Below are 14,733 nucleotides of genomic sequence, written 5' to 3'. Positions count from 1 at the left end.
GCCGCCAGCGTTCAATCTGAGCCATGATCAAACTCTTCAATTTAAGATTTTGTTCGGCTCAATGAATACTGAACATTCCTTTCGCTAATTAATAGCAGAAGTAATGTTTGAATTGACTGTGCTGAATCTTTCGATTCAATGGTCACTTCGTATCATTGAAACCTAATTTGAAGCCTAAGCTTCTAATTGGATTATCATCAACGAGTGCCCACACAGATTGATAGGTCTATATTTTTAAAGAGCACACTTCGAAGTTCTCTTCAAAGTGGACGGCTATTTTAGCTAGATAACTTATCGTGTCAAACACTTTTTTAAGTTATTTATCTGCGAGTTAATTTTAACTCACTAACCGTAGTTGTTTAGGTTCCGCTTCACTTGCTTTCCCGTGACAACGGAGGCGCATTATAGGGTGTTCATTAAAGAACACAAGTGCATTTTTTAAAAAAACTCACCTTTTTAGTTTATTCGTATAGAAAACAGACAAAAGACTCTAAAAAACTATAGAAAAGGGGCCAAACGGCCCCTTTAGTGTGATTTTTATCTCAATTTTACTGTATCCATACAATTATTGATGAGCACAAATTTGGTCATTAGTAACAATTAGCTGCACTGTCTTGTCTGGAACGATTTCACCAGAAAGAATTGATTTGGCTAACGGGTTCTCGACATTCTGCTGAATTGCACGTTTTAAAGGACGCGCACCATACACAGGATCGAAACCAACTTGAGCGATCAAATCGAGTGCTTTGTCGGAAACTTCTAGTTGATAGCCTTTCTCCTCTAGTCGTTTCGCCAAACGTTCCAATTGAATAGAAGCAATGGACTTAATGTGCTCTTGACCAAGTGGATGGAACACCACGATTTCGTCAACACGGTTCAAGAACTCTGGGCGGAAGTGTTTGCTAACCACATCCATCACTTCACTCTTGATACCTTGATAGTCTAATGTTGCGAAATTCTCTTGGATACGAGATGAGCCCAAGTTCGATGTCATGATCACAACCGTATTACGGAAGTCAACAGTACGACCTTGACCATCCGTTAAACGCCCATCATCGAGAACTTGCAGCAGAATGTTAAATACATCCGGATGCGCTTTCTCTACTTCGTCTAACAAAATTACCGAATACGGCTTGCGACGAACCGCTTCCGTTAAGTAACCACCCTCTTCATATCCGACATAGCCTGGAGGCGCACCCACCAATCTTGCCACTGAGTGTTTCTCCATGAACTCAGACATATCGATACGGACCATCGCATCTTCACTGTCGAACATAAAGCTCGCAAGTGTCTTACAAAGCTCTGTTTTACCCACACCAGTTGGACCTAAGAATAAGAAGGAGCCAATTGGTCGGTTTGGATCAGAAAGCCCAGCTCGACTACGACGAATGGCATTCGATACAACAGAGACCGCTTCGCTTTGCCCTACCACACGATTATGCAGCACGTCTTCCATACGAAGTAGTTTCTCTTTTTCCGCTTCTAGCATCTTGGATACCGGAATGCCGGTTTGCTTAGAAAGTACTTCTGCAATCTCGTTGTCGGTTACTTTATTACGCAATAGCGTCATTTCCTGCATTTCAGCTTGGGTTGCAAGATCTAACTGCTTCTCAAGTTCAGGAATACGACCATATTGAAGCTCCGACATACGGTTTAGATCGCCAGCACGGCGAGCAAACTCCATGTCCATACGAGCTTGTTCAAGCTCAGACTTAATATGTTGAGTGCCAGAAAGAGCTGCTTTTTCTGTATTCCAAACCTCTTCTAGTTCAGCGTACTCACGTTCTTTTTCATTGAGTTCTTCATTAAGCGCTTTCAAACGCTTTTCACTCGCTTCATCGTGCTCGTTACTTAGTGCTTGTTGCTCAATTTTGAGTTGGATGATTTTACGCTCAAGCTTATCCAAGGACTCTGGCTTAGAGTCAATTTGTAAACGAATGCTTGAAGCCGCTTCGTCAATCAAGTCAATCGCTTTATCCGGCAACTGACGGTCGGAGACATAGCGATGTGACAAACTCGCCGCAGCAACAATCGCTGGGTCGGTAATTTCGACGTGATGATGAAGCTCATAACGCTCCTTCAAGCCACGTAAAATCGCCACGGTATCCTCAACGGTCGGCTCATCCACCAGCACTTTTTGGAAACGACGTTCTAATGCTGCATCTTTTTCGATGTACTGACGATATTCATCCAATGTTGTTGCGCCAACACAGTGCAGCTCACCACGAGCTAATGCCGGTTTTAGCATGTTGCCCGCATCCATTGAGCCTTCACCTTTACCAGCACCGACCATAGTGTGTAGTTCATCAATGAAGAGGATGACGTTGCCTTCTTCTTTAGCAAGTTCATTCAATACTGATTTTAAACGCTCTTCAAATTCCCCACGGTATTTCGCGCCAGCAACCAGTGCGCCCATATCCAGTGATAGCACACGGCGACCACGCAGACCTTCAGGTACTTCATTGTTAACTATGCGCTGCGCTAAGCCTTCAACAATTGCTGTCTTACCTACGCCTGGTTCACCGATAATCACAGGGTTGTTTTTAGTACGACGCTGCAATACCTGGATAGTACGACGGATTTCATCATCACGGCCGATAACCGGATCCAATTTACCTTGCTCTGCACGTTCGGTAAGGTCTATGGTGAACTTTTCCAATGCTTGACGAAGCTCTTCTGCATTCGGATCATTGACCTTTTGACCACCTCTGATCTTTTCGATTGCCTGGCTGACTTTTTGCTCTGTTAAGCCGATCTCTTTGAGCAATTGCCCCAATGGTCCGCGATCTTCTAAAGCGGCAAGCAGGAAGACTTCAGACGAGATATAGGAGTCTTGACGCTTTTGCGCCACTTTGTCACACAGGTTAAACAATGTGCCCATCGAGCTAGAGAGCTGAACATCCCCACCGATGCCACTGACTTTTGGTAATCGATCTAACATTTCACTCAATTTAGAGCGTAAATGCGTTACGTCCACATCCAGCATAGTAAGCAATGGACGAATTGGACTGCCATTTTGATCAAGCAAAGCCACCATGAGGTGAACTGGCTCGATATATTGATGATCGCGCCCTAACGCTAGTGATTGAGCATCAGAGATAGCGATTTGAAACTTACTTGTGAATCGATCAAGACGCATATCTACCTTCCTAACCTCAACTAAAGGAAATTCTTTTGACAGTTAGAAAGATGGATACTCAGGAGGGGAATTTCAAGGGAGTGAATGAATAAAGATAGCTTTGCAAAAATAGTAGTATGCATCTTAGCACTTTGGTGCTTATAGCTAGTCTTCGATCCAAATAAAGGTTGCTTGTCGACCAGTCTTACCATCACGGCGATAAGAGTAAAAAGAGGCTTTATCTTGGTAAGTACAAAGTCCAGAATCAAACACTTGTGTCACACCAGCCCGGTTTAGACGTTGCGTTGCCAGCACCGACATGTCAGCAAACCATTTACCGTCGATATCGCGTGGAGCAAATGCTTGATTCGCCTGTGAATCAAAATCAACAAAAGCTTGCAGAACATCTTCACCCACTTCGAAGGCTTGAGGGCCAATGGCGGGGCCAAGCCAAGCTATCACTTCACCAGAAAACAACGCTAACGCATTTTCGACAATGCCATTTGCTAAGCCGCGCCAACCTGCGTGAACAGCGGCTACTTGCGTACCTTGTGTATTAGTCAATAATACAGGTAAACAATCGGCGGTCATCGCTGAACAAATAACATGGCTTGAAGAAGTAAATACACCATCCGCATCAAGCACCTGTGTTGTTGGTTCATTTGCTTGAGCCACAACGGTTGAATGCGTTTGGTTTAACCAGATTGGCGCATTTGGCATGCTTGCCTGTTGCGCCAACCAAGCTCGGTTCTTCTCTACTAAAGACAAATCATCCCCAACGTGAGTACCTAAATTTAGCCCTTGGTAAGGGCCTGTCGAAAATCCGCCTATGCGTGTTGAGGCGAAAGCTTTGACATTTTTAGGCGCTGGCCAATTCGGAATGATCGTCTTCATATTAGAATTCTTCCGGTAAGCCGTGCTCTTCTGTATCTTGACGAAGCGCTTCAGTCATCACAACCATGTCATCAGGCACTGGAGCATGAAACTCAAGAACTTCGCCCGTAATTGGGTGCTCAAAGCGCAGCATTACTGCGTGCAATGCTTGGCGATCGAAACCCCGGATCATTGCCGTTAGCTCTTCAGACGCACCTGTCGGGATGCGAGCACGTCCACCATATGCAATATCACCGAGCAACGGATGCTGAAGGTAAGACATGTGCACACGAATCTGGTGCGTACGACCCGTTTCTAGACGCAAGCGAATACGCGTGTGTTCGCGGAAGCGTTCAGCAACACGGTAGTGCGTTACTGCTGGTTTGCCCATTGGTGCTACCGCCATAAGCGTGCGCTTAGTAGAGTGACGACCAATAGGTTGATCCACTTTACCGCCCGCTGTCATACGACCAATAGCTATCGCTTCGTACTCACGAGTAATATTACGTTTTTGCAGTGCGCGAACCAGACGAGTTTGTGCAGGAACGGTTTTCGCCACCACCATCAAACCCGTTGTGTCTTTATCCAAACGGTGCACGATACCTGCACGAGGTACTTCTGCAATATCAGGGTAATGATGCAACAACGCATTAAGTACAGTGCCATCAGGCGTACCAGCGCCCGGATGAACCACAAAGTCACGAGGTTTGTTGATAACGATAATATCTTCATCTTCATAGACGATATCTAGCGGGATATCTTGCGCTTCCCAGCGTTCTTCATCTTCTAACTCGGCTTGCAATGTAATTTCCTCGCCACCCATTACTTTGGTACGAGGTTTAGTGACAACTTCACCATCAACTTGAACTTTCCCATCAAGCAGCCACTCTTTTAGGCGCGAGCGAGAGAAGTCCGCGAATAATTCGGCGATAGCTTGGTCTAAACGTTGACCTAACTGGCTATCTTTTACGGTATTTGTTAATACAATCTGCTGAGCCATATCGAACTTTTTTAAAAACTGTGAGACTAATGCTCACGACTGTGAAAAAATAGACTATTACGTCATTGTATCTGTTACTGGAAAGAAAGTAACGGCAGCTTAAGAAATATTTAGATTCAAGGAACAGACTCCTGATATGAAACGTCAGACTTTAACAGGCCTTTTAGCGGTATCCCTTCTGTTTGGATGTGCAAGCAAAGAAGAAATCGTTCCTGATGTGCCGCCTTCGGAACTGTATGCAGACGCACAGATTTCTCTTCAAAGTGGTAATTGGCTTTCTGCAATTGAGAAACTGGAAGCATTAGACTCACGTTACCCATTCGGTGCCTACTCAGAACAGGTGCAGCTTGACCTAATCTATGCGTACTACAAAAACGACGACCTTGCTTTGGGCTTGGCAACCATTTCTCGCTTTATGCGTTTAAACCCAACCCATGAAAAGATGGATTGGGTGCTGTACATGCGAGGTCTAAGCCACATGGCGCAAGATCGTAACTTTATGCATGATTTATTCAGCGTAGATCGAAGCGATCGCGATCCTGAACCGGTAAAAAAAGCGTTTGATGACTTCAAAAAACTACTTCAACGCTACCCGAATAGCCCATATGCAGAAGATTCACAAAAACGTATGGTCGCGCTGAAAAACCGTCTAGCGAACTATGATTTAGCGACTGCTGACTTCTACCTTCGCCGTGAAGCTTGGGTCGCTGCTATTAATCGCAGCCAAGAGCTGCAAAAAGCGTATCCAGACACAGAAGCTGCACGTAAGTCACTGACTATCCAGCTAGAGGCCTACAAGCAACTTGGTTTGGAAGACGCCGTAGCAAGAACTGAAAAGCTTATCGAGCTCAACCCTGTGAAGTAATTGAACTTGCTTTAAACTGAACCGCCACCGTTTTTACCGTGGCGGTTTTTTATTACTCTCAATAGTGTATTCAGCCCTTTCTTGATGATCTTCCTAGCTCCACATATGCTTAAAGTTCTCCTCCCCCCTTTATAAAAAGGATGTGAACGTGACGATATCTAAGCTTTGCGCAGTTATGCTGCTCCTATTGTCTGCTTCCGTTTGCGCACTGCAAATCTCGCCGCTCAAACAGCCTCCTTATACCGGAGACCTCGATGTCATCAAGGAGAAGAATGTACTGCGCGTCTTAGTTTCTGCTGATTTAGGCTTTTACTACATTGAGGGCGGCACACCAAAAGGCATAGGCGCAGAATTGCTGGCGCATTTCGAAAAAGACCTTCGTAAACTCAAACCAAAGCTTAACGTACAAATTATTCCTGTTGCCCGCGACCAGCTACTGCCAGCCTTAGAAAACGGTTCAGGTGACTTAGTTGTCGCCAACCTGACTATTACCGACACGCGCAAACAGAAAGTGGAGTTCAGTTCACCCATCCTCACTGGTATTCAAGAGTGGGTAGTGACAAACAAAAGCACACCAACGATGACGAAAATCGAACAATTGAGCGGCAAAGAGATTTGGGTGCGCGCCAGTTCTAGCTACTTTGAAAGCATTCAGACACTAAATAAGAAACTAAACAAAAAAGGCTTACCGCCTGTTATCGTGCACTTTATTGAAGAAACACTTCAAGATTATGAGCTGGTCGGAATGCTCAACAATGGTTACGTCAAAGCCATTGTTCTCGATAGCCATAAAGCCAAGCTTTGGCTGAAAGTGATGGATGATATTCGGGTTCACAAAAAAATCCCTATCCGCAAAAATGGCAAAATTGCTTGGGCAATGCGAGAAAATAGTCCCAAATTAAAAGCCGTCGTGAATAAGTTCATCCAGAAGTCTCGCTCTGGGACACTACTCGGTAACGTTATTTACGGTAAATACATCGATAATACGGGATGGTTGAACAGAGCTCTTAACCCTAAGAAAATTGCTCAACTAGAAAAACTCGCGGCGCTATTTTCACGCTATGGTGAGAAATACGATATCGACTATTTACTGATCGCTGCAATCGCTTACAAGGAATCAGGATTTAATAACGACCTAGTTGGAAGTCGAGGTGCCGTTGGCATAATGCAAGTCCTACCTCGCACCGCTCAAGATCCGAATATCAATATCAAAAATGTTCGACAATTAGAAAACAACATTCATGCTGGAGTGAAATACTTAGCTTTTTTGCGTAAGCAGTACTTCAGTGACCCTGATATTACTGCACAAAATAAACTCTACTTTACATTGGCGGCTTACAATGCGGGCCCCGGCAATGTAGAGCGTATTCGTAAGCGTGCAGCCCAACAAGGTTACGATCCTAATGTTTGGTTTAATAACGTTGAAGTCGTTATGCGGAAAAGTTTAAGCTCAACGGTTGGGTACGTCACAAGCATTAATCGCTACTACATAATATACAAACAACTAGAAAGCTTGGACCAAGTCAAAAGTCTAGAAAGGGTTTCACTAGCCCCAAAAGACCCCATTTTCATGATACCGCTACGAAAAGTCAGCCAAATGCCAGACAGTAAAAAGCCGCTTGTACAGTAAGCGGCTTTTTAAATGGATTCATTGGAAAGACTCAGTGATCGTCATCACACCTTACGTGTAGTTAAATTTTAACCACCTCAAATATTAGGCCGTAAAACTTCCCTAAAAACGAGGCCGTTTTCAGCTGAGTACTCTATCCAATCTACGGATTTACTAACCGATAACAAGCAATTTCACGATAAATCTCAGAAGTTCTTGAGTGAGATCACATTCATTTTTCATCATAAAAAACCCGAGCAAAATAATGATCTGAATCACATTTTTTTATGCTTAAAGCGGTAATCTGAACTCAACCCATGAGGGATGCAACAGAGGAAAAACACTTATGACAATGAATATCACTGGCAAAAACATCGAAATCACCTCTGCAATCCGAGCTCATATTGAGAGCAAATTTAAAAAACTGGAGAAATGGCAAGTAGACCTAATTGGTTGCCAAGCAACTTTCAGTGAGGAACCAAACAAACAGAAGAAATTCGAAGCGGTTATCAAAGTTCCTAAAGGCCAGCTCATTGCCTCAGCAACTCACGAAGATCTTTACGCAGCTATCAACGAAGTGGAGCAAAAACTAGAACGACAATTGAACAAGCTGACCCACAAACCTGAAGCTCGACGTGCAAGTAAGCCTGAGCTAGTGGAAGAAGAAGAGTAAACTGAACATATTGAGGAAATAGCGCCGAAAGGCGCTATTTTTTTGCTTGACGCTCTCCCCAGCCTTGCTTATTGTGTTTAAACACTCATAAATTAAGCACTATTTATGCATTTAACCTCACTGTTTATTTTTGACTTCTTTTTCCTCCCATAGTTGGAGGGGCGAACTCGTTTGTGAAAGAAAAGTCAAAAACAAACAGAAAGCCTCCCAAATCGGGAGGCTTTTTTATAAGGAAAGAATTGATGACTGACCAACCTATTTCCCTCGAAGAAATTCGTTTACGCTTGAATGAGTTGGATGACCAACTTCTCAGCTTATTGTCTGAGCGCCGTAAACTCAGCATTGAAGTAGCCAAAAGCAAAGTACAAACCTCAAAGCCTGTTCGCGACGCCGTCCGTGAACAGCAATTATTGGTCAAGCTGATTTCTAATGGCCAAGATAAATACGAACTTGACGCGCAGTACATCACCAAACTTTTCCATACCATCATTGAAGACTCAGTTCTGCTTCAACAAAGTTATCTGCAAAATCTCGTTAACCCACAGCAAAGCCGTAAGCCACTTGCTCGCGTCGCTTTTTTAGGAGCCAAAGGCTCTTATTCGCACTTGGCAAGTCGCGAATACTTCAGTCGTAAAAATACGGAGCTTATCGAGCTCAACTGCGAGCACTTTAAAGAAGTGACTCAAACGGTTGAATCTGGCCATGCTGATTATGGCGTTCTGCCAATCGAAAACACCAGCTCAGGCTCTATTAATGAAGTGTATGACTTACTACAACACACGACGCTTTACATCGTTGGAGAGCTAACTCAACCAATCGAACACTGCTTGGTTGCGAAAAAAGACATTCGTCTGGAAGATATTAAAACGCTGTATTCTCACCCTCAGCCACACCAACAGTGCAGTGAGTTTTTAAGCCGTATGAAAGGGGTAAAGCTGGAATCCTGCGCGAGCACAGCAGATGCAATGCAGAAAGTCCAAGAGATGGATCGTGATGATGTGGCTGCAATTGGTAATGCATCAAGCGGTAAGCTATATGGCTTGCAAGCAATTCAAGGCAACATCGCAAACCAAACCGAAAACCATACTCGCTTTATCGTGGTTGCTCGTAAACCGGTTGAAGTTTCTACTCAGATTCCAGCAAAAACCACATTGATCATGTCGACCTCCCAAGAGGCAGGCTCATTGGTTGAAACACTATTAGTGCTGCAACGTTACGGCATCAATATGACCAAGCTGGAATCACGCCCAATTATGGGGAACCCGTGGGAAGAGATGTTCTACGTAGACTTGACATCACATCTTGCTTCGACAGAAATGCAACAGGCACTTGAAGAGCTAACAAAAATCACTAAGCACTTGAAAGTATTAGGCTGTTACCCGAGTGAGAACGTAAAGCCTACGCAAGTAAAATTGAGTTAATAGACACCAGTGAGTAAAAAGATCATGGCAACCCAAAAAGTCGTAATCGCATCGCTAAACCCAGCCAAAATTAATGCAGTTCAAAGTGCATTTCGTAATGCATTTCCGCATCAAGAGTTCAACTTCGTTGGCATCAGTGTACCGAGTGAGGTCGCAGATCAGCCCATGACGAATGAAGAAACTCATCGTGGTGCGCTAAACCGCGTTAAAAACGCAAAAGTAGAGATGCCAAACGCGGATTACTATGTCGGTCTCGAAGCGGGAATTGAAGCAAACGTGACGTTTGCTTGGATGGTGGTTGAGTCAGAGACTCACCGCGGTGAATCTCGTTCTGCAAGCTTAATGTTGCCGCCAAAAGTCTTGGAAAAACTCAAGGATGCGAATGAGTTGGGAGATGTAATGGACAAAGTGTTTGGTACTGATAACATCAAACAGAAAGGTGGCGCTATTAGCCTACTAACCCAAAACCAGCTAACTCGAAGCTCGGTCTATCACCAAGCCTTGATTCTGGCTTTGATTCCATTCACAAACCCTGAGCACTTTCCTTCAAATTTATAACACTCAGCCTATTCTCTAGATACGCAAAAGGGCGGATATTTCCGCCCTTTGTAATACGTTATCTTAGTCAATTGTAACACCAAGGCCTAAAAGCAAATTGGATATACTGTCTACTTAGATACCGCAACTTGTTCTAACAAGACTTTCAACTTGTCTTTTTCTTCATCAGATTTCGACTTTAGTTCGTTAGAGCCACGAGTAATGGTGGCAATGCCCACACCAAGCATCTGACTGATCTGACGTTGAGATAATTCTCCTTTAAGAAGTTCGTTAATTATATTAACGCGTGATATTAATGACTCTCTCTCATCACGTGACATCAGCATTGTTAACAGCATGTCATCTTGCTGGGTGCCCATACTTGTTCGAATTAGCTCAATAATCTGTTGCCAGTCTTTGTACTCGGGTTCGTGCGACATCAAGTTACCTCACTCAATACTTGGTATTGATCTCATGTTGATTCAAGAACGCGCCATCGATACCCAAAAGATCACGATAGTATGTTTCAAACATCAAGATGTTTTGTACATAACCGCGCGTCTCTTTAAATGGAATTGCCTCAATAAAGGCATAAGCATCCACTTTTCCTTGGGTACGCTCTCGCCACGTTTTTACTCTGTTAGGACCTGCATTATAAGCAGCAAGAGCAAAAATACGATTATTATCGTAATCCTCTAATAAACCTTGCAAATAATGGCTACCAATTTCGATATTTTTTCCTACATTGTAGAGATCCTGCGTACCTTGATAACTCAACTTATATTTACGTGCCGTGTACTTCGCCGTCGCAGGCATGATCTGCATAAGACCACGAGCGCCAACTGGAGAGCGGGCTTCAACATCTAACGCACTTTCCTGTCGAGCGAGAGACATCATCGTGACGGGATCAATGTTGTGCTTTTTCGCATAAAAGTTAAACCACCAGCGGTGTGCTATTGGGAACCTAAGTTCGATATTATCCCACATCTGCGCTTGAATACTCGCGGTCACCGTTAGGTGATGCCAACGTTTAAATGATGCATAAGCCGCCAACATCGCCTTTTCATCTTTCCCTACGCGGCGCAGTAAGTGTGCCCATTCACTCTTCGCTGCTGCGATTTTATCCGTCGCGATCAACTCTTCGATACGAGCTAACGAGTCTTGATAGGGTTGAACAACTTTCTTATCCAACTTAACCGTATGCGTTGGGTATTTGATTGATTGCCCGATTGCATTGGCGGCAGCCACACTGTAGAAGTTTCGTTGCCCAAGCAGAGTTGCTAAACGCTGTTTCCCCGCGATGTCATCACCTAACGCTATTTCACTTCTTCCAAGCCAATATTGCCAGCGTAGCGTGGCTTGTTCTTCTTTATTTAGAACAGCAATCCACTCTTGTACGCCTTTCCAATCTGCATTTTGAATCGCTAAGCGGATGCGCGTTTCAATCAACGGTAAGTACTGACTGGTTTTCGTTTTATCATCGCGCCATTTAGCTAATGACTCAGACTCCGTACGAGTCAATCGAAATGCAATATAGTCGGCAAGTTCTTGCGCTTTTTCTGGAGAAAACTTCTGTCCTTTAATGACAGCATCGTACGCACCTTGTGCTTGGCTAGTGTTCATGCGAGCCAACTTTTCTAACGCATATTCACTTTGCGCTCGATTAAAATCATTCGCAGGTTTTTTCTTCGCGAATTCCGCAACACTTGAAGGATTATCAAACAACGCTTTCATTTCTTTGGCTTGTTGCTTTGCCTGCGCTGATTTAGGCAGTTTGAGCAAGTAACTCATCAAACCGCCATTACGAGCATCAAACGCCAGTAACATACGCTGTAGAATCAGTTCATCGGTACGCTCACCCGCCTTGTCCCATGCTGCAAATAATGGGTCACACTCATCAGCAATGCTGATGCCACGTAACCACATATGTTCAGCCCCTTTAAACGCCGCGACTTTCTTGCCTTGCTTTAATTGAGCGACGTAGAAAATACATTGGTAACGCTCACCACTAGGAATGACTTTTTGAAACTCAGTAATGGTTTTCCAATCTTTTTGCTTATAAAGATGATTGAGGTATGGAGCGCGAACTCGACGAGAAAATGGAAAAGACTCGTGCTCAGAAATAAACTCGTTCACCTGTTGTGGTGACTTTTCCGGTAACTGTCTAATAAAAGTGCGGTAATCCACATAAGGCGTTAGTGGATAGTCAGAAATTTTAGGACGAATCGAAAGGTATCCGTCGATGTCATTTTTATCTAATAAATCTTGAGCTTGCTCATATACTTCGCGCTGCTTTTCCAAACTCAGCGCGGCATTAGCACTCAAACTCATAGCACACAACGCGGCGGCGCAGCATACGTTTTTAGCCAATTCAGATACGTTGAATCTCATTTGTGTCATTTTCCCCAGACATATACTGCCCTAAAGCCTAGTTTTGTTAGAGTTCATGTGATGTTAAGGCAATTTTCACACATGCATCTATTTACACAGAATGCAGATGTCCATGTAAAGCAACTTAGTGTATTAAAAATTGTACTCGTCAAACTTTTAAGACGATGGAGACAAAGCGTTTCTAACTCGCATAGAAAACACTTCGTCATTCTTAACGAATAACAAAAGTGTATACCCTAACCGTGTAAGTTTCCGGTCAGCTCAAAATAAGAAATCCATTCGTTAGGGAAATTCTTGCAATGCGGTAACAAAAACAAAGCACTTGGTATAAAATGATGGGTTTGAATGACAGTTAATTTAGGAACGATCGGCAATGGCTGAATACGTATATACCATGTCGCGGGTGAGCAAAATTGTGCCACCTAAGCGTCAAATTCTTAAAGACATCTCTCTGAGCTTCTTCCCTGGTGCGAAAATCGGTGTTTTAGGTCTGAACGGTGCAGGTAAATCCACACTGCTACGTATCATGGCAGGTATCGACACGGATATCGACGGTGAAGCGCGTCCACAACCTGGTCTAAACGTAGGTTACCTACCTCAGGAACCAGTATTAGACGAATCAAAAACCGTTCGTGAAGTTGTTGAAGAAGCGGTTGCTGACGTTGCTGACGCTCTGAAACGTTTGGACGCAGTCTACGCAGCATACGCTGAACCAGATGCAGACTTCGACGCACTTGCAAAAGAGCAAGGCGAGCTAGAAGCCCTTATCCAAGCGAAAGATGGCCACAACCTAGAAAATGCGCTTGAGCGTGCGGCAAACGCACTTCGTTTACCTGAATGGGACCAAAAAATTGCGCACCTATCAGGTGGTGAACGCCGCCGTGTGGCTATTTGTCGCTTGCTACTTTCTAAGCCAGACATGCTACTGCTTGATGAGCCTACCAACCACCTAGATGCAGAATCAGTGGCTTGGCTAGAGCGCTTCTTAGTGGATTACACAGGTACCGTAGTAGCCATCACCCACGACCGTTACTTCCTAGATAACGCTGCGGGCTGGATCTTAGAACTGGACCGTGGTGAAGGTATCCCATGGGAAGGCAACTACACCTCATGGCTGGAGCAAAAAGACGCTCGTCTACAACAAGAAGCCTCCCAAGAGAGTGCTCGCCAAAAGACTATCGAGAAAGAGCTTGAGTGGGTACGTAAAAACCCTAAAGGTCGTCAAGCGAAGTCAAAAGCACGTATGGCTCGCTTTGAAGAACTGCAAAGCTCTGATCACCAAAAACGTAATGAAACCAATGAACTGTTTATCCCACCTGGTGAGCGTCTAGGTGATAAGGTTATTGAAGTGAAGAACCTGACCAAGTCATTTGACGGTCGTGTTCTGATTGATGACCTGTCATTCAGCATCCCTAAAGGTGCAATTGTTGGTATCATCGGTGCGAACGGCGCAGGTAAATCGACGCTATTCAAGATGTTAAGTGGTACTGAACAACCAGACTCGGGCACAATTGAGATGGGCGATACAGTAAAACTGGCATCGGTCGATCAGTTCCGTGACAGCATGGACGATTCTAAAACCGTATTCCAAGAGATCTCTGAAGGTGCTGATATCATTAAGATCAACAACTTCGAAATCCCAGCTCGCGCATACTGTTCACGCTTTAACTTTAAAGGCAGTGACCAACAAAAGATTATTGGTGAACTATCGGGTGGTGAGCGTAACCGTGTCCACCTTGCGAAGCTGCTTAAAGCGGGCGGCAACGTGTTGCTACTCGACGAACCAACCAACGACCTTGACGTTGAAACACTGCGTGCTCTAGAAGAAGCATTACTAGAGTTCCCTGGTTGTGCAATGGTTATCTCGCACGACCGTTGGTTCCTTGACCGTATCGCGACCCACATCATTGACTACCGTGACGAAGGCCAAGTTAACTTCTACGAAGGTAACTACACAGAGTACATGGATTGGTTGAAGAAAACATTGGGTCCTGAAGCCGCAGAACCACACCGTATCAAATACAAGCGTATTGCGAAGTAATCGCAACCCACAAAGTTTGATTGTAATTTGTACAAAGGCCGCTATCATAGCGGCCTTTGTTTTCTTTGTTATAAAAAGAGCTCATTAACCCGTCTCGTTCGTTAAGAACATGACATTGCACTTACGTCACTCTGTAGCGACCTCGACACTTTTCAAACAACAATCGAACACTTTTTGTTCGTATTGATATACTATTCAATTCTGT

11 protein-coding genes and 1 other annotated feature are annotated in these 14,733 nt (G+C 44.2%); of the genes, 6 read left to right on the top strand and 5 right to left on the bottom strand.

Annotated features, from left to right (window positions below; genetic code table 11):
- Positions 1-565 precede the first annotated feature (565 nt).
- The 3 genes from clpB to rluD all read right to left on the bottom strand — a co-directional run bounded on the left by clpB (position 566) and on the right by rluD (position 4,991).
- Entirely contained in the window at positions 566-3,139 is a 2,574-nt protein-coding gene (gene clpB / locus R7Q41_RS11180; RefSeq protein ID WP_005381873.1) for an ATP-dependent chaperone ClpB, read from the bottom strand.
- 144 nt (positions 3,140-3,283) lie between these two features.
- Positions 3,284-4,012: a peptidoglycan editing factor PgeF gene (gene pgeF, locus R7Q41_RS11175; protein ID WP_042521874.1), complete on the bottom strand. Its 729-nt coding sequence runs from the start codon at positions 4,010-4,012 to the stop codon at positions 3,284-3,286.
- A 1-nt stretch (position 4,013) separates the two neighbouring features.
- Positions 4,014-4,991 carry a 23S rRNA pseudouridine(1911/1915/1917) synthase RluD gene (rluD, locus tag R7Q41_RS11170; RefSeq protein ID WP_005381875.1) on the bottom strand — a complete coding sequence of 326 codons (978 nt, stop codon included), beginning with the start codon at positions 4,989-4,991 and terminating at the stop codon, positions 4,014-4,016.
- 136 nt (positions 4,992-5,127) lie between these two features.
- Between rluD and bamD the strand changes: the two genes are divergently transcribed.
- From bamD to yjjX, 5 genes are all read left to right on the top strand, one after another.
- Complete coding sequence (gene bamD, locus R7Q41_RS11165) at positions 5,128-5,856, top strand: outer membrane protein assembly factor BamD (RefSeq protein ID WP_005381876.1); 729 nt, start codon at positions 5,128-5,130, stop codon at positions 5,854-5,856.
- Between the two features lie 148 nt (positions 5,857-6,004).
- Complete coding sequence (locus tag R7Q41_RS11160; protein WP_318144497.1) at positions 6,005-7,486, top strand: lytic transglycosylase F; 1,482 nt, start codon at positions 6,005-6,007, stop codon at positions 7,484-7,486.
- Positions 7,487-7,811: 325 nt separating this feature from the next.
- The gene (gene hpf, locus R7Q41_RS11155) at positions 7,812-8,138 is read left to right on the top strand and encodes a ribosome hibernation-promoting factor, HPF/YfiA family (RefSeq protein ID WP_005381889.1); all 327 of its coding nucleotides are present in this window, start codon (positions 7,812-7,814) and stop codon (positions 8,136-8,138) included.
- A 108-nt stretch (positions 8,139-8,246) separates the two neighbouring features.
- Positions 8,247-8,368 (top strand) — a sequence feature (Phe leader region).
- A 12-nt stretch (positions 8,369-8,380) separates the two neighbouring features.
- Positions 8,381-9,559, top strand: coding sequence for a prephenate dehydratase (pheA, locus tag R7Q41_RS11150; RefSeq protein WP_017636154.1), 1,179 nt, complete (start codon positions 8,381-8,383; stop codon positions 9,557-9,559).
- Positions 9,560-9,583: 24 nt separating this feature from the next.
- Positions 9,584-10,117 (top strand): inosine/xanthosine triphosphatase, encoded by a 534-nt coding sequence (gene yjjX, locus R7Q41_RS11145; protein WP_025768441.1) that lies wholly within the window; start codon positions 9,584-9,586, stop codon positions 10,115-10,117.
- A 110-nt stretch (positions 10,118-10,227) separates the two neighbouring features.
- Here yjjX and trpR read toward each other — a convergent pair whose 3' ends face one another.
- Both trpR and sltY read right to left on the bottom strand, forming a co-directional pair.
- The gene (trpR, locus tag R7Q41_RS11140) at positions 10,228-10,536 is read right to left on the bottom strand and encodes a trp operon repressor (protein WP_005381892.1); all 309 of its coding nucleotides are present in this window, start codon (positions 10,534-10,536) and stop codon (positions 10,228-10,230) included.
- A 13-nt stretch (positions 10,537-10,549) separates the two neighbouring features.
- Complete coding sequence (gene sltY / locus R7Q41_RS11135) at positions 10,550-12,496, bottom strand: murein transglycosylase (RefSeq protein WP_042521869.1); 1,947 nt, start codon at positions 12,494-12,496, stop codon at positions 10,550-10,552.
- A 364-nt stretch (positions 12,497-12,860) separates the two neighbouring features.
- Between sltY and ettA the strand changes: the two genes are divergently transcribed.
- Positions 12,861-14,528, top strand: coding sequence for an energy-dependent translational throttle protein EttA (gene ettA / locus R7Q41_RS11130; RefSeq protein WP_005381894.1), 1,668 nt, complete (start codon positions 12,861-12,863; stop codon positions 14,526-14,528).
- Positions 14,529-14,733 lie beyond the last annotated feature (205 nt).

Origin of the sequence: Vibrio sp. 2096, from assembly GCF_033339595.1 — a bacterium.
Lineage (GTDB): Bacteria > Pseudomonadota > Gammaproteobacteria > Enterobacterales > Vibrionaceae > Vibrio > Vibrio alginolyticus.
Note: the sequence above shows the minus strand (reverse complement) of the source record. Positions and strands in the feature narration are given on the sequence as shown.